The organism is Microcella frigidaquae, assembly GCF_014200395.1.
GTDB lineage: Bacteria > Actinomycetota > Actinomycetes > Actinomycetales > Microbacteriaceae > Microcella > Microcella frigidaquae.
Genome location: NZ_JACHBS010000001.1, coordinates 1,139,392 through 1,164,314 on the forward strand (window position 1 = coordinate 1,139,392; position 24,923 = coordinate 1,164,314).

Consider the following 24,923-nt stretch of genomic DNA (forward strand, 5'->3'; position numbering starts at 1 on the left):
ATGATCAGCTGGCTGCAGTCTAGGCGGCCGTGATCTCGGGCAGCATCACCGCGTCCTCGACCGAGCTGGTGGCGGTGAGTTCGGCCATGGACGCTTCGGAAAAGTAACGGCGGTCGCCAGCTTCCCATTCGTCGTGCTGCTCGATCAAAACGGCGCCGGTCAGGCGCAGCAGGCTGGCAGTGTTCGGGAACACTCCGACGACGTCGGTGCGACGTTTGATCTCACGGTTCAGCCGTTCCAGCGGATTCGTCGACCAGATCTGCCGCCAATGCCGGGCGGGGAAGTGCTTGAACGCCAGCACGTCGGCTCGGGCATCGTGGAGCATCTGGGCAGCCTTGGGGTGAACGCGGTCGATCATGCGAGCAACCTCCTCGAACTGCGCGTCAATATGCTCAGCGTCGGGTTGGGCGAAGATCGTGCGGATGATCGAGGCCACCATCTCCTGCCGACCCTTAGGCAGGACGGTGAGCACGTTGCGCATGAAATGCACGCGGCACCGCTGCCAGGCCGCTCCCTGCACCACCACCGCGATAGCTGCTTTCAAACCCGCGTGCGCGTCGGAGATCACCAGCTTCACCCCGGAAAGCCCTCGAGCTTTCAACGATCGCAGGAACGCTTTCCAGAACTCCTCCGTTTCGCTGTCGCCCACGTCAAAGCCGAGCACCTGACGGTGCCCGTCAGCGGTGATCCCGATCGCGACCACAACCGCTTGAGACACCACCCGCCCGTCGATGCGAACCTTGCAATAGGTGGCGTCCAAGAAGACGTAGGGGTAGGCGATCTGAGACAGGGATCGGTCGCGGAATGCCGCAACCGTCGCGTCCAGGCCGGCGCAGATGCGAGACACCTCGGACTTCGAGATGCCCGTGTCGGCGCCGAGCGCCTTGACCAGATCGTCAACCTTGCGGGTGGAGACGCCGTGCAGGTAGGCCTCCATCACCACGGCGAACAGCGCCTGATCGACCCGGCGGCGCCGCTCCAACAACGACGGAAAGAAACTGCCGGCCCGCAGCTTCGGGATCCGCAACTCCAGATCTCCCGCAGTGGTCGACAGGGTGCGCAACCTCGCCCCGTTGCGAGTCGCAACGCGCTCGGCGGTGCGCTCGTAGGGTCCGGCGCCGATCACCGACGCGGCTTCGGCGTCGATCAGTTCTTGGTAGAGCCGTTCGGTCATCTGACGGATGCGGTCGGTGGTGTCGGTGAGTTTCAGCTCGGCGAGCAGCTGAAGCAGGGCAGACTGATTGAGGGCCATCGTGCGATCTCCTGTCGTGAGTAACTTGGTCGTTCTCACTGACCATCGCACGGTGGCCCCTCACGTCAACGACACGACGCTCAGGACCGGAAAGTCCACCACCCCACGGGACTCAGGCACCCGCCCCCTCGGGGCATCGATGGGCGACCTGCTCTCACAGGCACCAGCCGATGGCGGCCTCGGCCTCGGAACCACCGTCACCAGCGTTATCTTCCTAGGGATCATCATCGGCGTCGCCACCTACCTGGGGATCAAGGTCGGCCGTCAGCGCCGAGTCGCCGCTAGTGCCGAGCAGGATGCAGTTCTGGCAGCCGCATAGCGAACGCGCACGTGGTCTCAGCCTGCTTTCGATCCAGGGGGACTGCTCATGGTTTCGGTAAATCCAGATCTGAAGCAACTGAGTCGCCACTGAAAGGATGGGCGCTCAGGACCGCTACGGATTGGCCTTCCGCCGATCACCGATGGCAGGACAGAGATCGACCAGGTCACATCACCTCGCTCGCCTCGCCCTCCTGCGAGAGCGAACGGAATACCGATCGGAATAGCAGTGCACCTGCTACAGGTTTACTCGAACCCCTCGCGCTCTGCTCCCTCACCTCAAGAACTGCTGTTCCGCTCGACAGCTAATGAGCACCAGGATGCTCGCCCCGAACCACGTCGGCGAGCCCGCCAACTTCGAACGCACGAAGCTAAGGCTGTTGTCGGTCGCTACCGCGAGGTCCGCAACATTCGAACCGTCGCTGCAGAGCTACAGCTCTCTCGGTCAACTGTTGCTCGTATCCTCAATGAACACGGCGTCGACGCAACGCGCAGGATGACCACAGCCGAGATCTCCGAAGCGGCCAAACTTTACGAGCAGGGGCTGTCAAGCGGAGTGATCGGCAAGCAGCTGGGATTCGACAACCACACGATCTTAAGGGCCCTGCGTCGGCGTGGAGTACCCATCAGGCCGGCTGCCCACCGGAAGTGAGAATGCGGCTTCACACGCGCAATTGGACTAGACACCGTTCGCTGGTGCACGTGGGGTGCGGCGCTCTGCCGCACCCCACGCAGTTCAGAACTCCGCCATCATCGTCCAGGTCGCTCCGCGATCTTCGGACCTGTGTACGCCCTCGATTCCGGCCACGACGATCGAGCCATCGTTGCCAACGGCCAGGGCATCCGTGAGGGCTGGCGCCAGCCCGATCGACGTCCACGTCACCCCGTCGGGGCTGGTGTGAACGTAGCCGTCGACGTCGACTCCGACCAGGAATGCCTCGGTTGACACGTCTGCCGGGCTGGACGCGATCAGAACCAAAAGCGGAGCGCCGTCCGCGGCGGTGAACGTCATGCCGTCGTCGGTGCTGACGAGGAGACCCTGCTCCGTCGTTGCGTAGAGACTCTCGGCGTTCGCATCCCAGCTGAGGGAGCGCGCACCGATCGGCATCCCTGCCGCCCAACTCTGCGCACCGTCCCGACTGACCATGACCTGACCTGTCGCCGAGTCGATGCCGGCCAACGCCATCCCGTCAGACGACTGCGCGATCGTCATGCTGTGAAAATCTACTTCCCCGAGAAGGGAGATCGGCGCGAACTCCCCAATCGGCACGCTGAGTTCATAGACGCCGATGTTCGGCGGCAGATTCTCGTCGGGTGCCGGGTGGCCGGAGAAGTAGATGGTGTCGCCGAGGCGCGCCATCCCCATCACATCGCCTGCCCATTGACCGATGCGTTCGACCGAACCGTCCGCTGCCACGCTGAGGACTCCGTCATGCGTCGCGACGTAGGCACTTCCGCGCTGCAGGTCGTAGTCCACCGCGTGCACGTGCGACACGACGATGGGGGTCTCCGTCGTGGGGGAAGTGCATCCCGCTAGACCGACGGAAAGGACGGCGGCCGCTGTCACGGCCGCCACTCCTATCCGCCGCATCAGGAGTCGAGCATCGAGCGCATCAGCTCGATCTCCGCAGTCTGGCTGGCGATAATGTTTTCCGCCAGCTCACGCACAGCGGGGTGCTCGCCATCATCAAGGACGTCCTCCGCCATCTCGATTGCGCCCTGGTGGTGGACGATCATCTGCTCGAGGAACAGGTCACCTGCTTCAGGCCCACTGGCGTCCTCGAGTGCCTGCATGTCCTCTTCGGTCATGCCTGCCATGCCGTCCATGCCGCCCATGCCGCCGTGGTCCATGCCGTCCATGCTGTCGCTCATGGCGGGCATGCCCCAGTCGTCGAGCCACTGCTTCATCTGCTCAATCTCGGGGCCCTGGGCGGCCTTGATCTGCTCTGCCAGCTCTACGACCTCGGGATCGACTCCCGACTTGGCAAGCAGGATGTCGCTCATCTCGATGGCTCCCTCGTGGTGGGGGATCATCATCTGCACAAACATGACGTCTGCCATGTTGGCGCCGGAGCTCTCGGGTGGCTCTGTGGTGGTCGAGCATGCAGCGAGCCCGACCATGCTGATGAGGGCGAGTGCACCCGCCGCGAGAGCGCGGGTGCGGAATGACTTCTTCATTTTTGTGCTTCTTTCGTCAGTGTTGAATGTTCGGGTCGCAATGATGACGGCGTGACTACGCAGTCATCAGGCGGCGAATCACTGACGGTTGATGCAGAGTTCTGAGAGTTCCGGAGGGCGCGAGTCCGCAAGTCGACGAGGTGTGCTGTCCAGTGTCGATACGCCCGGGGCCACGACGCCAAAGCGGAGAGCCACCAGTGGGAGAACCAGGCTGACGACCACGATGAGCGCCAGAAATACGCATGCCATCAGGAGCGCGGCGTGATCGCCGGCACAATCCGCGCACGGAGCATCCTGACCCTGTGGCGCAGTGGCGTCAGAGTGCGGAGCGACAGTGTCAGCGTGGTTGTGCTCCACAGACATGGCAGAACCAGCGACCGAGCTCGAAGCAGCGGTCGAATGACCGGCAGGGGTCGATCCATGAGCGCCCATGGCGACGCCGACGACCGCGAATATTGCGATCAGCAGCACGTAGCCGAAGCGCCGAAGCATCTGTCATACCTCCAGGGGGTATCTTCTCACACCTCAGGAATCCGATGCACCATGTTCGCTGAGAACGGCGCGCACGATCGATGCACAGCCGATCGGGTCGCTGAGCGGCAGGCGATGACCGCCTAGTCGGCGTGCGGCCGAAATGTTCGCAAACCGCGCGGCGAGCTCGTCAGCACGACCGGGAACGGGGACTGGGTCCTTGTCGCCGTCGACCAGCCGCACCGGGACATTCCGCGCCGCCAGGTCGTCAAGTGCGTCAGTCCACTCTGGGTCGCGCACGAGCGAGTCGAAGCCTGCGATGTAGCCCGGCCAGGTGTGTTCGACGGAGTCCCGGGCGATCGCGACAGGCAGTCGGGGGCTGATGGCGACTGCAACGCCGCGTGCCACGGTGCGGTTGTCGCACTGACCTGTCCCGGGTTCCGTGGAGTCCTAGCATCGGGCTAAGGCCCGTGGATTGGAGTCCTGATGGCGAAGAATAACGCCTACCCGCGCGAGTTCCGAGAGCGAGCCGTGGAGTTGTATCGCTCCGGTGGGGTGTCGATGGATGCCCTGGCCAAGCAGCTCGGGGTCGCGTCGACCACGATTGCGAACTGGATCCGGCAAGCGCGGATCGACGACGGGGAACAGCCCGGCATCACCACCGGCGACCGCGACGAGCTGACCCAGTTGCGGCGCGAGATCCGCCGGCTCGAGATGGAGAACGAGATACTCAAACGCGCCGCGGCCTATTTCGCGAAAGAGAACGTCCTCCCAATATGACGTTCCGGCTGGTCCGTGACCTGGCCGCGGAAGGGGTTCCTGCCGCGGTGGCCTGCCGGGTGCTGCACGTATCCGAGTCCGGCTACCACGCAGCCAAATCGCGGCCGCCATCGCGACGAGAAACAGCCGACAAAGCACTGACGGCAACCCTGCATGAGATTCACCGTGACTCGCGAGGAACCTACGGGGTTCGGCGCGTGCACGCCGAACTGCGCTTGGGTCGCCAGCTCACGATCGGTCATGGCCGAGTGGAGCGGCTGATGCGGCAGGCCGGTTTGCAGGGCGTGCATCATCGCCGGTGGCGGCGCAGCGGTGGCAACAGGCTGCCGGCAGTGTTCCAGGACCACGTGCAGCGTCAGTTCGTCGCGGATCGGCCCGACAAGCTTTGGGTGACCGACATCACGCAGCATCGCACGGGCGAGGGATGGGTTTATTGCGCTGCGGTGATCGATGTCTTCTCGCGTCGTTGCGTGGGCTGGTCGATCGCGGACCATCTGCGCACCGAGCTCGTGCTCGACGCGGTCGATATGGCTCGCATCAGGCGCCGCCCCGAGGGCACCGTTCTGCACTCCGACCGCGGCACTCAGGGCGAATTCAACTGGTCGTCGCAACACTGCCTGTTTGCAGCAAGTGTAGGTGCTCGTCCAGGGCCTCAGCGGGGGTTCGCCAGCCGAGTCGCTTTCGGGGTCGCGTGTTCAGCGCGTGTGCGACGGCGGCGAGGTCGTCCGGGGTCCAGCGTGAGAGGTCGGTGCCCTTCGGGAAGTACTGCCGAAGCAGCCCGTTCGTGTTCTCGTTCGTGCCGCGCTGCCAGGGGCTGTGCGGGTCTGCGAAGTAGACCGTCAAGCCGGTGTCGATCGCGAACTGGGCGTGAGCAGACATCTCCTTCCCACGATCCCAGGTCAGCGAGCGTTTGAGCTCCGCCGGCAAGGTGCTCATCGCTGCCGCCAACGCCCGGTTCATCGACAGCGCACCGTAGCCGGATAGCGCCGGCCCGTTCTTGACGATCGGCTGTTCGCGCCATCCGTCCTCACGGGGCAGATGAACGAGCGTGGCGAACCCCGTGGTGCGTTCCACCACGGTGCCGATCGCGGACCTGTTGATGCCGATGATGAGGTCGCCCTCGTGGTGGCCAGGGATGGCCCGGTCTTCCGCCTCCGCGGGCCGCTCACTGATCAGGACGTCGGCGGTGACGTGAGCCCATGGAACCCGTTTGGACCGTGCCCGCGGCATGCGCAGCGCTCGCCCGGTGCGCAGACACAGTATGAGCTCGCGCTTCAGCGCACCGCGACTCTCGATGAACAGCGCCTGATAGATGGCCTCGTGGCTGATGCGCATGCTGTCATCATCGGGGAAGTCGAGCGCGATCCGGTTCGCGATCTGCTCCGGACTCCACCCCGACACCCATCGGCGGTCCTTCCGGTGAGGCTTGTTCCTCCCGATCCACTGCGGCGACACGGGGCCCACGACAACGCTCCCGTCAGGCCGTCGGATCTGGCCAGAGAGCCGCTCCTGCACGTACTCACGCAGCTGAGGGTTCGCGGCGAGCTTGGCGACTTTCGGTCTTCGGGCGAACAACTCCGCCTTCCACTGCGCGACCGAGGCACGGTAGTCCAGCTTCCCGCCCCGCGTCGCGGCGTTCCGCCGCAACTCTCTCGAGATCGTCGATGGGTCGCGTCCCAGCGCTCTGGCGATCGCGCGCACCCCGGCGCCTGTTGCCTTCAGGATCGCGATCTCTTCGCGTTCCGCCAGCGAGAGATACCGGCCCGACTGCGCCGGCCATGAATACGGTGACATACCGCCTGATTGTCGGAACCACCGCGACCCCAAGACTGGAGCCACGCCGATCGCGACGCCCGCCTCCGTCGGGAGCAAGCCGGTGCTGATCTTCGTCCAGAACTCACGCTCCTTCACTCGCGGGTGCGATGGTGCGCCAGGTGACCGCATCGGCGCTCGCCCGGTCACTTCCTTCATCCAGTTCGATGGTCTTCCCACAACACCCTCCGATCAGGTGTTGCTTCCACCGGTTGAGCCCAGTCAGTTCACCTCTTGGCTGTTCGGCACGCGCATGCGCGAGGCGGGGCTGATGGGCTCGATGGGGAAGGTCGCCTCGGCCTATGACAATGCGCTCATGGAGTCTTTCTGGGGCTCCATGCAGATCGAGCTGCTGGACCGGCGAGCGTGGGGCACGCGACGCGAGCTGGCCACGGCGATGTTCGAGTGGATCGAGGGGTTCTACAACCGGCGCCGCCGCCACTCGGCATTGGGCTACCTCAGCCCGGACGAGTTCGAGACCCTTCACAAGAGTGCTGTGACGGCGGCATGATCAAACCGAAACACTCCACGGAACCCGGGACAGGTCACCCTGCGCTTCGGCAACCGCATGATGCACCTCGGCTACGGGCGCGGCTTGGCCCGCACCACCGTGATCATCTTCATCCACGGCCTCCACGCCGTCACGATCACCCCCGACGGGGAGGTGCTTGCAGAGCACCTGATCGACCCGAACAAGGGCTATCAAGCCAAGACGTGAAAAACGGGCGAACCCTCCCGCTGGGGGTTCACCCGTCCACGATGTCCTGAGACATCACACAGTGCACCTGCTACAGGTTTACTCGAACCCCGCACCTGGGGTCATCACACCTCAAGAACTACTCTTCCGCTCGAGCCCCCGCAACCAGGAAAGTTCGACAACCGGAACTCGTCGGCGAGCCCGCCAACTGAGGGCTGACGAAGCAGAAGCTGTCGCGACCCGTTACCTCGCGGTGCGCAACGTTCGAACCGTCGCCGCCGAGTTCGGCCTTTCCCGGACTACCGTGGCCCGAATCCTGAGCGATCGCGGAATCGACGCGTCACGAAGGATGACCGAGGGCCAGATAGCGATCGCCGTCGAACTCTACGAAAGTGGCCAGTCGAGTGCCGTGATCGGCAAGCAGTTAGGCTTCGACAATCACACGATCTTGAAGGGGCTGCGAAGCCGCGGCGTCAGGATCAGGCTGGCGGCCGCTCAAAGGCGAGAGGGTGATTCAGGAAGCGTCTCCTAAAGGGTCAGCCTCCCGTCGAGACGATGACGCTGCAGACGCCCCCCGGTTCGCAGTCGGTCGGGTCGAGGTCTCGACCCGCCGCGATCAATTGATTCAATTCAGCTTCCAAGACAGCAAGCTCACGTTGCCGCCGCTGCACCTCATCGAGCTTTTCCTCGAGCAGAGTTGAGACATGAGCGCAGGGCGCTTCGCCCGCGTCGCGGATGTTGATCACACTGGCGATCTCAGCAAGGGTGAGACCCGCCGATTGCGCGGATCGAATGAAGTTCAGTCGCGATACGGCCGCGTGGTCATAGCGGCGATAGCCATTTCCTTCACGCGCAGAGGGCGAAAGAAGTCCTCGTCGCTCATAGAAACGGATTGTCTGTGAGGGAACACCGCTGACGTTGGACAGGTCGCCGATCTTCATGGGCTCCATTTCACCACTTGACCTTGCATCGCGCTACAAGGTTTATTCTCCGGGAATGGAGATCACGCTGCAGTACTTCACTGGTTGCCCGAATTGGTCGATTGCCGCCGAGCGCTTGGCGACGATCGCCTCCGAACGCCCCGACATCACCGTTCTTCACCGGCTCGTCGAAACGTTCGATGACGCGGAGAAGCTCGGCTTCCGCGGCTCGCCCAGCATTCTCGTCGACGGAGTGGACCCGTTCGCCGACTCGTCGGCACCCGTCGGCCTGGCCTGCCGTGTGTACAGCACACCCGCAGGTCGCGCTGGCGCCCCCACTCTGGAACAACTGCGCATGGCGATCACCGCACAGCACGATGGAGTCGCACTGTGAACGCGGAGTACGACCTGTTCGTCATCGGTGCCGGGATGGCAGGGACCACTGCGGCCAACCGCTGCGCGTCCCAAGGCTGGAAAGTCGGCATCGTCGACACCCTTCCCTACGGAGGCACCTGCGCTCTTCGCGGCTGCGACCCCAAGAAAATTCTCCGCCGAGGCGCCGAAATCATCGACGATGCACGCCTCATGCACGGCAAAGGCGTTAACCAGAATGGCCTCACACTCGATTGGCCCGCCCTCATGCGGCACAAGCACGGCTTCACCGACGATATTCCAGGCGCCATGGAGTCCACGCTGAAACGGAACGGTGTGTCCACGTTCCACGGCGATGCCCGATTCGTCAGCCGCCATCACGTCGACATCAACGGCGAACAGCATTCCGCAGCACGATTTCTCATCGCCACCGGAGCCCGCCCTCGGCCGCTCGAGTTCTCCGGCCAGGAGCTTCTGGTCGACAGCACCGAATTCCTGAACCTCGAAGCGCTGCCCAGAAGAATCGTGTTCGTCGGCGGCGGGTTTGTTTCCTTCGAGTTGGCGCACATCGCAGCGCGCGCTGGCGTGGAGTGCGTGATCATCGACCACGGCACAAAGCCGCTGCGCGCATTCGACCCGGACCTCGTAGATCTGCTTGTGCGCCGCAGCGAACAGGCTGGAATACGAGTGCACCACAGCACCTCCGTGAGCGCAGTCACGCACACCTCCACGGGCTTTCACGTTGCAATCGAGCGGGACCGCGCGACGTCCAACATCGACGCCGACCTTGTGGTGCACGGAGCGGGCCGCGTACCCAACTTCGACGGCCTCGATCTGGAGGCAGCCGATATCGCGCACGGGCCACAGGGCATTGACGTCTTCGGGCACTTGCAGAGCCGTAGCAATCCGTACGTCTATGCAGCAGGTGACGCGGCGGGCACCCCGGGCGAACGCCTGACGCCGGTGGCCGTCGTCGAAGGTAAGGTCGCCGCATCCAACATGCTCAAAGGCATCGAGACCGTGCCCGACTACGCCGGCGTGCCCTCGACGGTGTTTACGATTCCAGAACTAAACCGGGTCGGGATGCTCGAACAAGAAGCTGCACGCGATGGTCGAGAGATTTCTGTGCGCTACCACGACACCAGCGGCTGGTACAGCAATTACCGAATCGGTGAGACTACCGCCGCCACGAAGGTGATCGTAGATCCAGCGACCGACTTGATTCTCGGGGCGCACCTACTCGGCCCAGGCTATTCAGAAGTGATCAACACGTTTGGCCTCGCCATCAAGCTCGGACTCACCACCCGACAGCTGAAGTCCGTGACGGCCACCTATCCTTCCGTCGGCTCCGACCTCGGCTCCATGTTCTGACAAATGCGATCCCGAGCGGCGCCGAAAGGCGTACAACACTGCTGATGAAAACCCGTTCAGATATTCCGGTCGGATATTCCGGTCGGTGCACCTGCTACAGGTTTACTCGAACCCCGCACCAGGTGTCACCACACCTCAGAACCTACTCTTCCGATCGGAGTCACGTGAGCCGCAGCAGGCCAGCAGCTCGCCCAGCCGGCGAGCACGTCAGCTTCGAGCGCATGAAGTCGACCTCGTCGTGACTCGCTACCTCACTGTCCGCAACATCCGAACCGTTGCCAGAGATCTCCAGATGTCCCGCACGACTGTCGCACGCATCCTCACCGAACACGGAATCGACGCATCCCGCAGAATGACCGACGCACAGATCTCCGCTGCAGCCGCGCTCTACGGACAAGGGCTCTCGAGCGCCGCCATCGGACAGCGGCTGGGATTCGACAACCACACGATCTTGAAAGCGTTGCGAGCTCGCAGCGTTGCGATCAGACCGGCAGTCCACCAACAGCCGAATCGAACGGACTGAAGTGGAAAAGACACTTCAACATTCACCAGTCTCCACGATCGTGACCCGAGGAGCTTTCAAAGAGATGAATTCGTCGCTGCAGTCGCGACAGGGCTAATGCGCAGTCAGGCTAGGACGGCGACCAGGTGCTCTCCTTCAGGTTGCCCCCGAAGCGCCTGTTCCAAGTTCCATGTGTGCCGCTCGTTGTCTTCGAACACCTCCAGGAGACGAACGATTGCCTCAGCCGGCTCGTAGCTACTGAACTGCTTAAGCTCACGCGCCGACACGATGAGCGAAGTTCGAGTTGTCTCTGCCGAGGTCGTGCTCTCGCGCACAACGGTGCCTCACAGCCTTGCCGAGCGCGGCATCGACACTTCACGCGGGATGAACGAGTCCCAGATTGCCCAAGCCGCCGAGTTCTACGGACGTGGGCTGTCCAGCGCCTCGATTGCAATTCAGCTTGGTCTCGAAAATCACACGATCTTGAATGCATTGCAAATCCGCGCTGTAGTGATTAGGCCATCAGCTGCTCGCAGAGAACTCCGCAACGAAGAAGGAAGCACATGAAGCTTCATCAACCTCTTTGCTCAAATCGATCACGCAGACTTCATTCGACGAGAATCCCCGCCTCGAGTAGGGCGCGCTCATGGTCAGCTCTGGTCAGCCTTGTTCCCCTCGGGTCGAAGAGAACAACGTCCAGGCAGCCATGTTCCCCAATGAATTCAACCCAACTCGGCCCCTGATCGCGCTCAGCATCAGAGGCGACGACTCTCGCAGAGACCAGGACAAGTCGCGCTTCCGATTCCTTTCCCTGGCCAATACGAACTATCCTCGGGCCGAGAGAGACCGCGCGCCAGGCCCAACCTGAGCCTCGAGATTGCCTTACCCGGCTCGGATACCACTGGGCACCATCGACCTCAGCCAAGCGCGCGGCCTCCTTGAGCGCGTCTCTCTTGGCAACGACACGAGCGATAACGTACAAAACGCCAAGCGCGATCATAAACAGTACGGGACCGAGATAAGGCCCCGCTTCCGGAACGAGGATGACCAGGAACTGCAAGCAGGCGAGTCCGACCAGAAGGACCGCTGCTGCTACAGCAATCAACCTTGAGCGCCTATGGTCGCCTCGATCTTTTCTCGCCATTTCATCACCTTTATCGAGTCCTGATTGAACGCTGCATTCGGAAAGGCTCGCTAGATTGCGGTCCGACCACGCTGAGCTGTCACGATAACTCGTGCGAATGACTGGCCCCATGTATTGAACACTGGTCGCTGTGCGGAGTGAAGTGGGCCTGGCCGAATCACTGGCCTACGAGAAACCATGTTGAGGAAGCTGAATCTCGCAGGCTGGAGCCGCGCCACATTCGCAACCCCCGCCCTTACGAGGCCACCAGCGGCCACCGTGGCCCCCTCCACGGCGCCACGTAGCAGGTGGTCGCCAAGATTCTCATCTTGATGATTCACCGCCCAGTTCGCCGCCCCCAGAGCTGTGCCGGCTACTGCGCCCGCAGCAATGCAAGTGATCGGGTTGGTACATGCGACGACAAGCACAGCAGTCACGAGCACCGCGCGCACTAGCGGATTGTCGAGCGCCGCCTTTCCGAAGTCCAGTGCTGCCGTACCGAAGTCAGCCAGCGCATTCCCCACTGAGTCCCAGCTGAACATTCCGGTCAGGTCAAGCTTGTTGACTGGATCCGTCGGATACACATATGCGTTATCAACCCCACCCTCGATTGGGTCCACCGAGAGGAACCGTCCCAACGCCGGCACGTACACCCGTGCCCCCATCTCGATGACAGCCACCGACCCTTGATGCTCATACAGCTTCCGGTGTCCGCCGACGAACGCATAGTCCGCATCCCCTTCAGCGTTGTCGATCACCGTGTCATCCGCGGTCGCCGTGCCGATGCGCCCGGTGAGCGGGTCGATCGGCTGCCCCCATGGGTCATACCGGACGACGGTCGCGCTGCGAACGCCGTCGCCGTCGGCTTCGAGAATCACGCTGCCGAGCATGTTCGGATACGTCCACTGCTCACGCGCGTTAGAACCCAGCACGAACCGCACAGCGGCACCGCCGGGAAGGGACACCGTGTACTCACGAACAGCCCCGGTGGCAGCATCCACCACCAAACCCGACACATCAGCGGTCGCCGTGTGCGAGTACCGGGTTGTCTCCGTGTCGACATTGTTGACAGTCACCGTGCGCGACACGATCCGGTTCGTCGCATCACGCAGGTACGACACCTTCGTGGCGTCACTGCCTGCCGTGACCGTAGTCGACACGTGCCGATTGCTGAGGTCGAACACCAGCGACTGATCAGCCAACTTCGTGGTGTTGCCGCGCGCGTCATACGCCAACTCCGATGCCGCAAGGCCATCAGCGACCGGGTTCGCCTCCGGGATCAGATCTCCCGACACCACAGAACCCAGCAGCCGGTCGGCTGCGTCGTAGCAATAGGTCGTCGACGAGGTCGTCGTGGTCGGCACACCCTCCACCACGGTGGTGTGAGCATCACTGAACGTGGTGCGGTTACCGTTCGCACCCGCATTCGCTACCGCACCCGTGAAGCCGGAGCAGGCTGTGCCCGCCGAACCGAACCCATAGTTGAGCACATGATCAACTGCGCCATTCAGCGACAGGGTCGCCTGCGTCATCCGGGATGCTCCATCGAACCGATACCACGAGCTGTAGCTTTGCGAGCCGGAGGTGACGGTGTTGGCGACGATGCGACCCGCACGGGTGCGCTCAACCTGCTCCACCACCGACGCCTGCGGCTGACCGCCAGCTTGTGGGAATGCCCACTCCATCGACAGCGGCGCCCCCGACGGGGAGCGTTGCAGGCCCGTCAATGACGACCCGTTGCCGTAGGTCACACCGGTCAACTCACCGGTGTTGGGGTTGTAGGCGGCTGTTGCGAGGGGGCCCGGGTGCGCAGGAGTGGAGACAGTCAGCACCTTGCCGTCGACGTCGTAGTCGTAGTTGTAGACGATCGCCGCCCCGGAGGTGGGCGTGATCGTCGTTGTAAGCACGCGACCTGTCTGGGCTTCGAACGTCGGAGTCGTCACCACGCCCCACACGTCGGTGTAGGCGACAGTGCGACCGAGCAGGTCGACCCTGACAGTGATCGTTCCCGCCGAATCTGTCACGGACGACACCAAGGGGTCACCGGCGACGGCGTAGTTATTGGTCACCGTCCGCAGGTTCGGCGAGGCAACACCGACCGTGCTCGTGACCGTGCGTCCGCGCACATCGAAGGTGACGCACGACCACGGGTCAGACCCGGTCTTGCTGCCGACAACGCGACCGACCTTGTCGTAGATGAACCGAGTCGTCACAGCTGGTCCGGAGGCAGGCGTGGGTCCGGTGATCTGCTTCAACATGCCGAACTGCGGTGTGTTCGACGGCAACCCGCAGTCGTTCGCGCCCGCTTGTTCGGTGTCGTTGTAGTAGACCGAGGTGGTGCGCGACGCGGTCCCTGACGGGAGGTCACGAGTCAGGCGTCGTAGCCAGGAGTTCGCCGCTGTCGTGGGTGTCTCGTAGCTCGTCGTCGTGGTGAGTGCCAAACCGCCCGGGTCAACCGTGGTCGCGGTCGGCGCCCCCAGCCAGGGTCGGTTGCCGTATGAGGTTGCCGTGGTGAGGTTGGTGACCGCCGTCGAGTCGATGGCGCTACCGGGCAGCACTTGGTCTCGCGTGAGGGTGGAGGTGACCAGGCCGAAGTCGGGCCGCAGTGCCGAGTCCGGAACGTTCACCCACGTTGACTCGGTCTCTTTCTTCCATTGCAACGTGAGCTCTGCATCGCCGGTGCGCTCGTAGAAGTCCAACCGGATGCGCCGTTGCTCGTTCGCAGCGATGCCCGTGAGTATCTGACTGTTGACTGTCGACGCGACCGCATCAACGGGGAAGTCGTTGATGATCAGGTTGTCATCAAGATAGAGGCGGCCGCCGCCATCCATAGTGGTGCGGAACTGCCAATTACCGGCGCTGGGGAACGTCACCACCCCGTGCATGCGCAAGGAGAAGTTGTCCGCCGACAAGCCAGTCACCGGTGAACCAGCGCCCCAGTCGCGGGAGGCCAGGTTGCCGGTGCCGCCAGAGAGGCCGAGGCCGAAGTCGAAGGGTCGGCCCGAGAAGGAGTTGGTGGCGAAGTACGTCACCTGCAGACCCTGCAGGCCTTCGTCGTATGAGGTCGTCGAGTGCGGCATCGTCGCACACCCTGCAGCCGAGGTCGGCGTGCGTTGCGAGGTGAAGCACGCGATCGGTGCCGGCCCGTACGAGTCGGTTGGCAGGTCGGTGTAGGAGTCGTAGATGGTGGTCGACATCCGCCCAGAGGCGTCGGTGCTGGATAGCAGCTGGTCCTCGCCACTCCACGTTTGGGATGACGTCAAACCCAAGGCCGACGTCGCTGATGTCGCTCGCCACCCGGAGTCATAGGTGACTTCACGCGCATTCGTTCCCAGCGGACGGGAGCTCAAGTCAAGCCCTGCCACGTTCACCGCGGTCGCGCCTTCGGTGTAGGTGTAGGTCGTCTGCGGGCGAAGACTGGCGGTGGCTCCGTCTGGTGCGGGCAGGGTCACCGACGCGACCTTGGTGTTCTGGTACTCGATCGTTGTCGAAACGATGTTCTCAAGGGCCGTCCGCGTGGCGGGGTCTGCCGCGATCCAGTCGTTCACCAGCGGATCGATGATGGTTGTCAAGCGCCCATCGGTGTAACCGAAACGGACCCGCTCTCCTCCCGGGTCGCGGATTTCTGCGAGCTGACCGTGTTCGTTGTAGAACAACTGGGTCGAGTTGTCGACCAACTGGCCGTTGCCCACATCGACGCCACCGATTACATGGTCCGGGTACACGATCCGACACAAGAACCCGTCAGGCGGCGCAGCCAGCCCAGCAGCGTCAGGGTCTTCACAGGCAGAGTTTCCGGTGCCCGCGTCGGCCGGTCCGAGCCCTGGAATGTCGGAGATGACGTCCCCCTGATACACGAATCGCACCGCACGGTTCGTTCCACCGGCGACCGGGTCGCTGATCACACTGGGAACCCCGTTAGCCCGATAGGTGATGGATGCTGTAGCTGGCTTCTTTGCATCCGCGACCGTCGTCACCGACGTCACCTTCCCCGAGGCATCGAACTGATGGACGGTGCCACCTTCAGTCAGGGTGATGAGACCTGCCGCATCCAAAGCCAGCACCCCGTACTGTCCAGCCGGCGCTCGGAAGCCGCCGTCGGACTTGCGCGTGTAGGTGTGCACTCCGCCGGTGACATCAGTCAGGGTGACGGTTGAGCTGTTCTTCACCGCCGAAACGTACGAGCCGCCAGCGCCAGCGATCGGGCCCGAGTTCGACCAGCCTCCGGGCAGGTACTGGATGCGCTTGGTGAACCAGTCCGCAGGCACCGGCACACCCTCGGCAGGCAGGCCAGGACCCTTGACACGAAGCTGCAGAACAGCTGCGCCAAGTCGCTCGTAGTACTCAATCTTGATCTGCGTCGCCGAGCCCTGCTGCAAGGTCACCGGAGTGCCGAATTGGGTAACGGCCGGGGACGCGTTCCACTGATCCATCACATTCGGTGTGGTCGCATTCGAGTCAACCCAGATACGGACGCCGTCATCTCGGAAGGCACCGAATGTGTACTGGCCTGTGGTGGGAACGGTGACGAAACCCTCCCACCGAGCCATCCAGTGGTCCTCGGGCAGTCCGGGCGCAACCTCGTCCAAGGTGTTGAAGTCCACAACCGGGTCTGTCCGCGTCAAGATCGGAGTGCGCGAGCCGATCGCGAAAGTCGACGTCGACGTTTGGCCCGGATCCAGAGCGTTGTAGTAGGAACCGATGAGCCCCCGGTTGGCGTTCGGGTCGGCCTGAGAGTTGTAGCTGAACGCCAACCCCATCGGCCCACCCACCGACGTCACCGTCGGGGACGAAAACGACAAGGCGAGGTTTCCGTTCGCCAAGTTCACCGACGCAGGCCCGGCAGTGTCGAACGGCGACGGACCGGTGGTGCCCAATCGCATGTTCACGGTAAAGCGTCCGACCCACGGTTGCTCGATTTCATCGACGCCATCCGATGCCCACACCCGCCACGTGTATGACACTCCGTCTTGCAGTGACCCGGCTGGCGGCGTCCATGTCACGTCCATTCCGGGCATCGTGCTTGGCGCATCAAGCCAGCCGGAGTTCACCACGGTCCCCAACCGGCCATCGGCACCCGTGGCGACCACGAACCGGTAGCGCACCGGGATGGCACTGTCCGGGTCCGGAACATAGTCGACTCGGAACTGCGGACTCGTTGTTGTCACAACAGTCTCGTCAGCCGGCACAGAAGTCGACTGAGGGATGTCTGGTGTGGCCTGCGTCACGAAGTGCCACGCCGTATTTGTCATCGGGTCACTTTGGGTGTCATTGCCAAGTTGACCGTCATTGCCATCTTTCACCATCACCCGATATCGGTATGCGGTGTTTGACTCCAAAGCGTTCGAGGGAATCTTGAAGACCCCGGAGTTCACCCATCCCGTGTCGTAGTCGATGGTGGCGAACGTGCCCGCGCCTGCGCCGTTTCCGACGCCTCCGGTCTTCTCGAACTGATAGCGGAACTGCAACGCGGTACCACTGTTGGTGCTGCCGGTGGCATGCATTTCGGGAGAACGAGGAGCCGTCACACCGCCGGTCGGGGTGGGCGACGTCACGCCGGTGACCGCGGGGTAGTTCGCGTACACCACCACCAGGGACGAGTTCGCCCCCTTGTAGCTGTACCCCGTGTTCGCTTCGGCGCTGCTGCGGAACCCAACCCAGCGGGTGTAGGTACCATTGCGCACCCAGCCCGCAATCGTTGAGTCAAGACCGTCCTCTGTGTTGCTGCTCGCTGATGCGCTTCCGCCACAGAGAGTGAACGACGAGACAGTTGACCCGTAACTGGAGACACTGGTCGGGTTGGAGGATCCGGACCCGAGGTAGCCAACCTGACACGTCGTCGTGCCAGTTGTGTAGCCGAGGCTCATGGCGGTGTCCACGACGTACTTGCCCGCAATGTTGTTGAGCGGATACTGCGCCCAACCCCGCCAATACAAGGCTTGGTTCGCCTGCCAAGGATTGCCGAACCACGTCGCGCCCGACTGCACAACACCGTCAGACTTGTATGAGCGGCGGTTGCTCGGCCCCCACGACGTTGACGGGTCAACATGTACCGGATACACCCGCTCCGGATCGGTCAACCATGCCTGGTCCGGCTCAAGAGTGAACAGCCAGTCATCCCTCAGCCGCTCGACGGTGGCGTCGACGATCGCCATCGCGGGCTCTCGCACCCCGTTGATGCCGGCCGAATCCCACATCACCGGTGTCGGAATCGAAAACCGCACCTCGCCCGTGTCATCGCGAAGCACAAACCCGCCAGCGCCGTCCCCGTCGACCGTGAGTCCCGGAGCGGTCAGTAGCCACTCGTACTGCGGAGCATCCGCCGGAGGCTCCTGCACGACCATGACTTCCTTGACTGCGGACGGCTCAATGTCGTACACGAGGTCAACCCCGTCGAGAACATCCTGGAATCGGACCGGGCCTTGCTCCCCATCGGCCGATACACCCACGGCGCCCTTCTTTGTCGCCGCGCCGATCAGCCGCCACGACACCGCGAACTCGCCGTCAGACACTGAGAGCACTTGGCCGTGCCTGAGTCCCGTGGGGTGGTGGACTTTCCGGTCCTGAGCGTCGTGTCGTTGACGTGAGGGGCCACCGTGCGATGGTCAGTGAGAACGACCAAGTTACTCACGACAGGAGATCGCACGATGGCCCTCAATCAGTCTGCCCTGCTTCAGCTGCTCGCCGAGCTGAAACTCACCGACACCACCGACCGCATCCGTCAGATGACCGAACGGCTCTACCAAGAACTGATCGACGCCGAAGCCGCGTCGGTGATCGGCGCCGGACCCTACGAGCGCACCGCCGAGCGCGTTGCGACTCGCAACGGGGCGAGGTTGCGCACCCTGTCGACCACTGCGGGAGATCTGGAGTTGCGGATCCCGAAGCTGCGGGCCGGCAGTTTCTTTCCGTCGTTGTTGGAGCGGCGCCGCCGGGTCGATCAGGCGCTGTTCGCCGTGGTGATGGAGGCCTACCTGCACGGCGTCTCCACCCGCAAGGTTGACGATCTGGTCAAGGCGCTCGGCGCCGACACGGGCATCTCGAAGTCCGAGGTGTCTCGCATCTGCGCCGGCCTGGACGCGACGGTTGCGGCATTCCGCGACCGATCCCTGTCTCAGATCGCCTACCCCTACGTCTTCTTGGACGCCACCTATTGCAAGGTTCGCATCGACGGGCGGGTGGTGTCTCAAGCGGTTGTGGTCGCGATCGGGATCACCGCTGACGGGCACCGTCAGGTGCTCGGCTTTGACGTGGGCGACAGCGAAACGGAGGAGTTCTGGAAAGCGTTCCTGCGATCGTTGAAAGCTCGAGGGCTTTCCGGGGTGAAGCTGGTGATCTCCGACGCGCACGCGGGTTTGAAAGCAGCTATCGCGGTGGTGGTGCAGGGAGCGGCCTGGCAGCGGTGCCGCGTGCATTTCATGCGCAACGTGCTCACCGTCCTGCCTAAGGGTCGGCAGGAGATGGTGGCCTCGATCATCCGCACGATCTTCGCCCAACCCGACGCTGAGCATATTGACGCGCAGTTCGAGGAGGTTGCTCGCATGATCGACCGCGTTCACCCCAAGGCTGCCCAGATGCTCCACGATGCCCGAGCCGACGTGCTGGCGTTCAAGCACTTCCCCGCCCGGCATTGGCGGCAGATCTGGTCGACGAATCCGCTGGAACGGCTGAACCGTGAGATCAAACGTCGCACCGACGTCGTCGGAGTGTTCCCGAACACTGCCAGCCTGCTGCGCCTGACCGGCGCCGTTTTGATCGAGCAGCACGACGAATGGGAAGCTGGCGACCGCCGTTACTTTTCCGAAGCGTCCATGGCCGAACTCACCGCCACCAGCTCGGTCGAGGACGCGGTGATGCTGCCCGAGATCACGGCCGCCTAGACTGCAGCCAGCTGATCATCGCGTGGAAACGAAAGACCACCACTCAGCGGGACGTGGCCTTGGCCGTTGGAGAACGATGCCACCTCCGGCGTTAGCGGATGCAGCTCCGACTCCCACCCCGTCTCAGTTTTCTGAAGTGTCTCATCGATCGGCACCCACTCGCCCTCAACTTCAACGTTCTGCGGCACCTCACCGATCGACACGATCGAGGCGCCGCTCGGACCGTCATACGTCGTGGTGAACTGATCGCGACTGATCACTTCAAGGCTCTCGAGATCGATTTTCTCCAGATCCAAGAGCATTGGGCGGTTGAACGACCGGAATGGCAGGTCGAATGCCTCGGGTGCACGATCGAGACTGAAGTCGCCCTCCGGAATGGTCGGGGTCACCGCCTCCGCGGGGGTGGACTCCAAGGCTGGCAGGGCGACATCAAGGTCTAATTCCGGCACAGTCTCCGGCGCGGCCGCCGCAACGTCCTCGGTGCCCGGCATCACTGCCAGAGTGACAATCAGCGTGAAACCGGTTACCAGTCCGAGTCCACGAACCATCGACGACCATGCAACCATCACACACTCCAGCGCAAGGGGGGTGGCGCGCAACCTCTAGGAGGTGAGGGGCCCTACCCCCGGATCTTGGACACGGGGTGTGATTACGCAGCAGGTCGCAGCGTAGCGGTGTAGCCGGTCTCGAAGGCGACCGGCGAGGTGTAGCGACACCACGAGTGGCGTCGCTTGGTGTTGTAGCGGACGAGCCATCTGAAGACCTGCCGACGGCAGGTCAGCTCGTCACTCCAGCAGGCGGCGTCTTGGAGAACCTCACGCTTCATCGTGGCGTTGAACGACTCTGCGAGGGCGTTGTCCGCGCTGGATCCGACGGCGCCCATGGACTGGGTCACGCCGAGCTTGCGGCAGAGCGTGGCGTAGGCCTTCGAGCAGTAGACCGACCCGTGGTCACTGTGGAACACGGCGCCCTTGAGGCTGCCCCGGGTCGCGGCGGCGGCCTTGAGGGCGTCCTCGACGAGTTCGGTGCGCATGTGGTCGGCGATGGCCCACCCGGCCAGCCGACGGGAGTAGCAGTCGATCACGGTCGCCAAGTACAGGTTCGTCCCGTCGGCCAGCGGCAGGTAGGTGATGTCGCCGACATAGCGCTCGTTGGGGCGCTCGGCGGTGAAGTCACGCTTGAGCAGGTCGGGGTACTTCTGCCCCGACGGCTCGGGGATCGTGGTGCGGACCCGGCGCTTCTTCATGTAGCCGCGGATGCCCTCAAAGCGCATCACCCTCGCGACACGCTTGTGGTTGACCCGCTCACCGGCAGCCGCGCTGTCGCCGAGTTGAGCGTTGAGCTCGGCGGTGATCCGCGGCGCGCCCTGAGTGTTGTCCTCGGCATGGACCGCTCTGATCCGCTCAGCCAGCGCTGCGTCGTCAGCTGCTCTGGCTTCGCGGGCCGGCGCGGCCTTGAGCCAGGCGTAGTAGGACGAGCGCTCGATCTCGACGAGCTCGCACAGTCGCTTCACCTCGAAGGTGGCGGAGTTGTCGGCGACGAACTGGAAGCGACTCACCAGCGCGTCTCCCCGGCGAAATACTTGGCCGCCCGCTGCAGGATCTCCCGCTCGGTCGTGAGCTTGGTGGTCTCCGCTCGCAACGCCGCGTTCTCGGCCTCGAGCCGGGCGATCCTCTGCTCCGGCGTCTCGTCCGTCGGTGCCGACGAGCTCGCGGCGGACGTCTTGGCTTGCAGCGGGCTGGAGGTCAACGTCCCGTCAGCGGCGGTCTTCTTGCCGGTCCCGTAGGCCTCGAGCCAGTGCCGCAGGGTGCCGCGGACGATGCCGAGGTCCTCGGCGATGCCGCGGACCGTGGCGCCCGGGGTGGACTCGTACAAGTCGACGGCCTCACGACGGAACTCTTCGGAGTAGTTCTTCCTGGCCATGGTTCTTCGATCATCTCGCTTCCCCAGCACCAGGTGCTGGATTCAGCGTGTCCAAGAACCGGGGTCAGGCCCCGAGGGTGCATCACTCCGCAATGTACGCATCGGTGAGCGATCGTCGCTGTCGGCATTTCGGAGGACAAGCGGGCGGGAATGAGAGTGCGACCAGCCACCCAGCCTAAGGACGCATCAACAAATTGCCGGCAGCCGCCAACACATCAAGGAGGAATCACCGAGTATGGCGCCCAGTCGCGTGAGCGAACGAGGGGCAAGTCTTTTTGCCGGCTGCTCGCCCTGAAAGAGCACCTGTGGGGATCTCGACCGGAATAGCCGACCGGAATAGCAGTGCCCCTGGAGGTGTCTGGTTTCAGCACATCGTGGACACCTGTCTCACGACATCGTGGACAGTGACCCACCCTGCGCCGTGATGTCTCACGTCATCGTGGACACCCGGTCAGGGTCGATGGGTGAGCAAACAGGAAGTGCTGATCCTCGCCGTCACCGTGCAGGGCCTGTCCTACCGCGAAGCCGCCCGCGTCCACGGGGTGTCGAAATCGCTGGTCCATAAGCTGCATCAGCGGTGGCTCACCGAGGGGGAGGCCGCGTTCACTGCTCGCTCGAGGGCACCGCGGTCGCAGCCTGCCCGCACACCCGACGCGATCCGCGCTCGCGTGCTGCAGTTGCGTGCGCAGCTCACTGCCGACGGCCTGGATGCCGGCGCCGACACAGTCTGCTCACTCCTGGCCGCCGAGCAGGTGACCCTGTCACGGTCGACGATCTGGCGCATCCTGCGCAGCGCCGAGGTGATCGTGCCGCAACCGCAGAAACGTCCCCGTTCCTCCTGGCAACGCTTCACGGCCGAGCAACCCAACGAGCTTTGGCAGTCCGACACCACCCACTGGCGCCTTGCCGACGGGTCAGAGGTGGAGATCATCGGTTGGATCGATGACCACTCCCGTTTCGTCACGCATCTGTCGTGCCACCTGCGCGTCACGGGCCGCACCGTCACTGACACCTTCCAGCAGGCGGCCGCCGTGCACGGGTTCCCCGCGGCAACGTTGACCGACAACGGCAACATCTTCACCACCCGCTTCGCCGGCGGCCTGAAGGCTCGCACCTCTGGCAATGCGTTCGAGACACTGTTGGCCCTGCACGGCATCACCCAGAAGAACGGCAAACCTTACAAGCCCACCACGCAAGGCAAGATCGAACGGTTCTGGCAGACGCTGAAGAAGCGCCTGACCATGCGGCCCGCCAGCAGCCTGGAAGAGCTGCAGCGTGAGCTGGATGAGTTCGTTGACCACTACAACCAGCACCGCCCGCACCGGGCGTTGAACCGACGCACGCCCGCCTTCGCCTACACGCTGATCCCGAAAGCAGCACCGACGCAGCCTGATGACCCAAACATCTGGCGGGTCCGCTACGACACCATCGACGCGCACGGGAAAGTCTCCCTGCGTTTCGGCAACCGCATGATGCACCTCGGCTACGGGCGAGGCTTGGCCCGCACCGCCGTGATCGTCCTCATCCACGGCCTGCACGCCGTCACAATCACCCCCGACGGCGAAGTGCTTGCCGAGCATCTGATCGACCCGAACAAGGGCTACCAAGCCAAGACGTGAAAAACGGGCGAACCCTCCCGCTGGGGGTTCACCCGTCCACGATGTCCTGAGACATCACACAGTGCCCCTGGAGGGACTCGAACCCCCAACCCTTTCCTTAGGACGGAACTGCTCTTCCATTGAGCTACAGAGGCGGTGCATCCAGTCTATTCGCCGGGTTGCGGCGAGGGGGTGGCCAGCGACGCGAGCAACTTCGCGGCGCGACCGCGCACCGATTTGTGGCGGCTGCTCGTCAAGACGCGCAGCTCGGGCACGAGCCACGCGGCAAGCTCGGGGCGCTGCCGGGCAAAGTGCGCGAGCGAGTCGGCGGTGGTGTTCTGCACGATCCAGTCGTCGTAGTGCAGGTTTGCCTGCATGAGGGCGATGGCCGCATCGCGCTGGGACGGGGTCATGTAGTCGTCGAGCAGCACGAAGAGAATCGAGAGCGTCCATTTGGTCGAAGCCTGGTCGATCTGGGCGACCCAGCCGAGCAAGTCGTCGAGGTGGGCGGCCACCCATTCGGGATGCCGCTGCGCCACCCGCTTGACCGCACTCGACACGCGCAGTCGCACCACGGCATCGTCGCTGCGATAGCAGGCCACGAGCTCGGCGAGCAGCGCCCGATCGGCCAGCACCTCGTCGACGACGCTCTGGGTGTTGCCGAGCGAGTTCGGATGCCCTCCCGTCAACGGGCTCTCGAAACGGCTCACCGGCATGCGGCCAGGGTAGCCCCGCGGCGAACTAGATTCGGGGCATGGTCAATGACGACTCCCCCGCCTTCCACCCCGACCTCACGCGCGCGCGGTTCATGCCGCCGACCTCGGCCACGCGGGGCAATCGGGCCCTGCTGCGCTTCGTCAGCGGACTCGGTCGCACGAAGCCGCCGACTGACGGTGAGCTCGTCGACCTCGGCGGCGACGTGCTGCTGCGGGTGCACCGCCCGACCTCGGCATCGGCGACGGATGCGGGCGCGCGCCGCCCGGCCGTGCTGCACCTGCACGGCGGCGGCCTCATCATCGGCTCGGCCACGCAGGGCGATCGACTCTGTCGCCGCATCGCCGACGAGCTCGGAGCGGTCGCCATCAGCGTCGACTACCGCATGCCGCCCGAGCACCCCTACCCGACGCCGCTCGACGATGCCGAAGCCGGGCTGCGATGGCTGGCCGCCCAACCCGACGTCGACCCCGCCCGCATCGCTGTGATCGGCGAGAGCGCCGGAGGCGGGCTCGCCGCATCCCTCGCCCTGCGCGCTCGCGACCGCGGCGAGGTCGCGCTGGCCGGTCAGGTGCTGCTGTATCCGATGCTGGATGACCGCACCGGGCAGGCCGCCGCCACCCACCCGCGCATGCTGCGGCTCTGGAACCCGCGTAGCAATCGCCTGGGCTGGGGCATGTACCTCGGCGCGGGCACGAAGGGACCCGAGGCCACGCCGCTCTCCGCCGACGAGCTCGCCCTCGCCGTGCCGGCGCGCCGCGCCGAGCAGGGCCCCGCCGCGCTGCGCGGCCTGCCGCCGACGTGGATCGGCGTCGGCACCCTCGACCTCTTCCACGCCGAAGACGTCGAGTACGCACGCCGCCTCACCGAAGCGGGCGTGCCCACCGAGCTGCACGTCATCGAGGGCGCGTATCACGGCTTCGACGCGGCCGAGCCGGATGCCGCGGTCTCGCGCGACACCGTGCAGCGGCAGCTCGACGCCCTGCGCCGCATGCTCGCGGTCGGCTAGCGC

20 protein-coding genes, 1 tRNA gene and 2 pseudogenes are annotated in these 24,923 nt (G+C 64.0%); 12 read left to right on the top strand and 11 right to left on the bottom strand.

The annotated features are described in order from the left end of the window. Positions 1 to 19: 19 nt before the first annotated feature. Positions 20 to 1,252 (bottom strand): IS256 family transposase, encoded by a 1,233-nt coding sequence (locus tag BJ959_RS05655; protein WP_183321849.1) that lies wholly within the window; start codon positions 1,250 to 1,252, stop codon positions 20 to 22. 52 nt (positions 1,253 to 1,304) lie between these two features. Between BJ959_RS05655 and BJ959_RS12835 the strand changes: the two genes are divergently transcribed. Further along, a complete protein-coding gene (locus tag BJ959_RS12835; protein ID WP_348531757.1) occupies positions 1,305 to 1,571 on the top strand; it encodes a hypothetical protein in 267 nt (88 codons plus the stop codon). Between the two features lie 735 nt (positions 1,572 to 2,306). Here BJ959_RS12835 and BJ959_RS05670 read toward each other — a convergent pair. The 3 genes from BJ959_RS05670 to BJ959_RS05680 form a co-directional block, all read right to left on the bottom strand. Further along, a complete protein-coding gene (locus tag BJ959_RS05670) occupies positions 2,307 to 3,137 on the bottom strand; it encodes a WD40/YVTN/BNR-like repeat-containing protein (RefSeq protein WP_153983085.1) in 831 nt (276 codons plus the stop codon). Between the two features lie 23 nt (positions 3,138 to 3,160). Continuing rightward, positions 3,161 to 3,748 carry a DUF305 domain-containing protein gene (locus tag BJ959_RS05675; protein WP_153983084.1) on the bottom strand — a complete coding sequence of 196 codons (588 nt, stop codon included), beginning with the start codon at positions 3,746 to 3,748 and terminating at the stop codon, positions 3,161 to 3,163. A 525-nt stretch (positions 3,749 to 4,273) separates the two neighbouring features. Further along, the gene (locus BJ959_RS05680; protein ID WP_153983083.1) at positions 4,274 to 4,627 is read right to left on the bottom strand and encodes an alpha/beta fold hydrolase; all 354 of its coding nucleotides are present in this window, start codon (positions 4,625 to 4,627) and stop codon (positions 4,274 to 4,276) included. A gap of 78 nt (positions 4,628 to 4,705) precedes the next feature. Between BJ959_RS05680 and BJ959_RS05685 the strand changes: the two genes are divergently transcribed. Beyond that, positions 4,706 to 4,999 carry a transposase gene (locus tag BJ959_RS05685; RefSeq protein ID WP_153983082.1) on the top strand — a complete coding sequence of 98 codons (294 nt, stop codon included), beginning with the start codon at positions 4,706 to 4,708 and terminating at the stop codon, positions 4,997 to 4,999. Beyond that, a pseudogene (locus BJ959_RS13070) lies at positions 4,996 to 5,574 on the top strand (IS3 family transposase); the annotation flags it as partial. The gene BJ959_RS05685 and the pseudogene BJ959_RS13070, both read left to right, overlap by 4 nt. Positions 5,575 to 5,593: 19 nt before the next feature. Here the strand turns inward: BJ959_RS13070 and BJ959_RS05695 are convergent. Next, positions 5,594 to 6,970 carry an IS30 family transposase gene (locus BJ959_RS05695; RefSeq protein WP_165879065.1) on the bottom strand — a complete coding sequence of 459 codons (1,377 nt, stop codon included), beginning with the start codon at positions 6,968 to 6,970 and terminating at the stop codon, positions 5,594 to 5,596. 64 nt (positions 6,971 to 7,034) lie between these two features. Here BJ959_RS05695 and BJ959_RS05700 point away from each other — a divergent pair. Both BJ959_RS05700 and BJ959_RS05705 read left to right on the top strand, forming a co-directional pair. Beyond that, positions 7,035 to 7,322 (top strand): annotated as a pseudogene (locus BJ959_RS05700) (transposase); the annotation flags it as partial. Positions 7,323 to 7,379: 57 nt separating this feature from the next. After that, the gene (locus tag BJ959_RS05705; protein ID WP_183321899.1) at positions 7,380 to 7,529 is read left to right on the top strand and encodes a hypothetical protein; all 150 of its coding nucleotides are present in this window, start codon (positions 7,380 to 7,382) and stop codon (positions 7,527 to 7,529) included. Between the two features lie 515 nt (positions 7,530 to 8,044). Here the strand turns inward: BJ959_RS05705 and BJ959_RS05710 are convergent. Then, entirely contained in the window at positions 8,045 to 8,449 is a 405-nt protein-coding gene (locus BJ959_RS05710) for a heavy metal-responsive transcriptional regulator (protein ID WP_130484801.1), read from the bottom strand. A gap of 55 nt (positions 8,450 to 8,504) precedes the next feature. Here BJ959_RS05710 and BJ959_RS05715 point away from each other — a divergent pair, with 55 nt between their 5' ends. The 4 genes from BJ959_RS05715 to BJ959_RS05730 all read left to right on the top strand — a co-directional run bounded on the left by BJ959_RS05715 (position 8,505) and on the right by BJ959_RS05730 (position 11,240). After that, positions 8,505 to 8,822, top strand: coding sequence for a thioredoxin family protein (locus BJ959_RS05715; RefSeq protein WP_137736444.1), 318 nt, complete (start codon positions 8,505 to 8,507; stop codon positions 8,820 to 8,822). Next, positions 8,819 to 10,171, top strand: coding sequence for an FAD-dependent oxidoreductase (locus BJ959_RS05720; RefSeq protein WP_137736376.1), 1,353 nt, complete (start codon positions 8,819 to 8,821; stop codon positions 10,169 to 10,171). Before BJ959_RS05715 ends, BJ959_RS05720 begins: the two co-directional genes overlap by 4 nt. A 292-nt stretch (positions 10,172 to 10,463) precedes the next feature. After that, positions 10,464 to 10,694: a hypothetical protein gene (locus BJ959_RS05725; protein ID WP_153983079.1), complete on the top strand. Its 231-nt coding sequence runs from the start codon at positions 10,464 to 10,466 to the stop codon at positions 10,692 to 10,694. Between the two features lie 267 nt (positions 10,695 to 10,961). Beyond that, positions 10,962 to 11,240, top strand: a complete 279-nt coding sequence (locus tag BJ959_RS05730) for a hypothetical protein (protein WP_153983078.1) — start codon at positions 10,962 to 10,964, stop codon at positions 11,238 to 11,240. A gap of 627 nt (positions 11,241 to 11,867) precedes the next feature. On the opposite strand, the gene BJ959_RS05735 is transcribed toward BJ959_RS05730, so the two are convergent. Further along, on the bottom strand, positions 11,868 to 18,308 hold the full coding sequence (locus BJ959_RS05735; protein ID WP_153983077.1) for a PA14 domain-containing protein: 6,441 nt from the start codon (positions 18,306 to 18,308) through the stop codon (positions 11,868 to 11,870). 135 nt (positions 18,309 to 18,443) lie between these two features. On the opposite strand from BJ959_RS05735, the gene BJ959_RS05740 reads away from it, so the two are divergent. After that, a complete protein-coding gene (locus tag BJ959_RS05740; RefSeq protein ID WP_183321849.1) occupies positions 18,444 to 19,676 on the top strand; it encodes an IS256 family transposase in 1,233 nt (410 codons plus the stop codon). On the opposite strand, the gene BJ959_RS05745 is transcribed toward BJ959_RS05740, so the two are convergent. Together BJ959_RS05745 and BJ959_RS05750 are read right to left on the bottom strand one after the other, a co-directional pair. Continuing rightward, a complete protein-coding gene (locus tag BJ959_RS05745; protein ID WP_153983197.1) occupies positions 19,673 to 20,242 on the bottom strand; it encodes a hypothetical protein in 570 nt (189 codons plus the stop codon). The two genes, BJ959_RS05740 and BJ959_RS05745, sit on opposite strands and share 4 nt — an antisense overlap. A gap of 83 nt (positions 20,243 to 20,325) precedes the next feature. Then, positions 20,326 to 21,599 (bottom strand): IS3 family transposase gene (locus BJ959_RS05750; RefSeq protein ID WP_425560386.1). Its coding sequence is split into 2 segments (ribosomal slippage): positions 20,326 to 21,251 and positions 21,251 to 21,599, totalling 1,275 coding nucleotides; the frame shifts between segments, so codons are not numbered across the junction. Between the two features lie 464 nt (positions 21,600 to 22,063). Between BJ959_RS05750 and BJ959_RS05755 the strand changes: the two genes are divergently transcribed. Continuing rightward, a complete protein-coding gene (locus BJ959_RS05755) occupies positions 22,064 to 23,218 on the top strand; it encodes an IS481 family transposase (RefSeq protein ID WP_183321858.1) in 1,155 nt (384 codons plus the stop codon). 62 nt (positions 23,219 to 23,280) lie between these two features. Here BJ959_RS05755 and BJ959_RS05760 read toward each other — a convergent pair. Then, positions 23,281 to 23,352: transfer RNA gene (locus BJ959_RS05760), tRNA-Arg, on the bottom strand. Positions 23,353 to 23,364: 12 nt separating this feature from the next. Then, the gene (locus BJ959_RS05765) at positions 23,365 to 23,913 is read right to left on the bottom strand and encodes an alpha-amylase family protein (protein ID WP_153982977.1); all 549 of its coding nucleotides are present in this window, start codon (positions 23,911 to 23,913) and stop codon (positions 23,365 to 23,367) included. Positions 23,914 to 23,951: 38 nt separating this feature from the next. Between BJ959_RS05765 and BJ959_RS05770 the strand changes: the two genes are divergently transcribed. Continuing rightward, positions 23,952 to 24,920: an alpha/beta hydrolase gene (locus BJ959_RS05770; protein WP_153982976.1), complete on the top strand. Its 969-nt coding sequence runs from the start codon at positions 23,952 to 23,954 to the stop codon at positions 24,918 to 24,920. Positions 24,921 to 24,923: the final 3 nt, after the last annotated feature.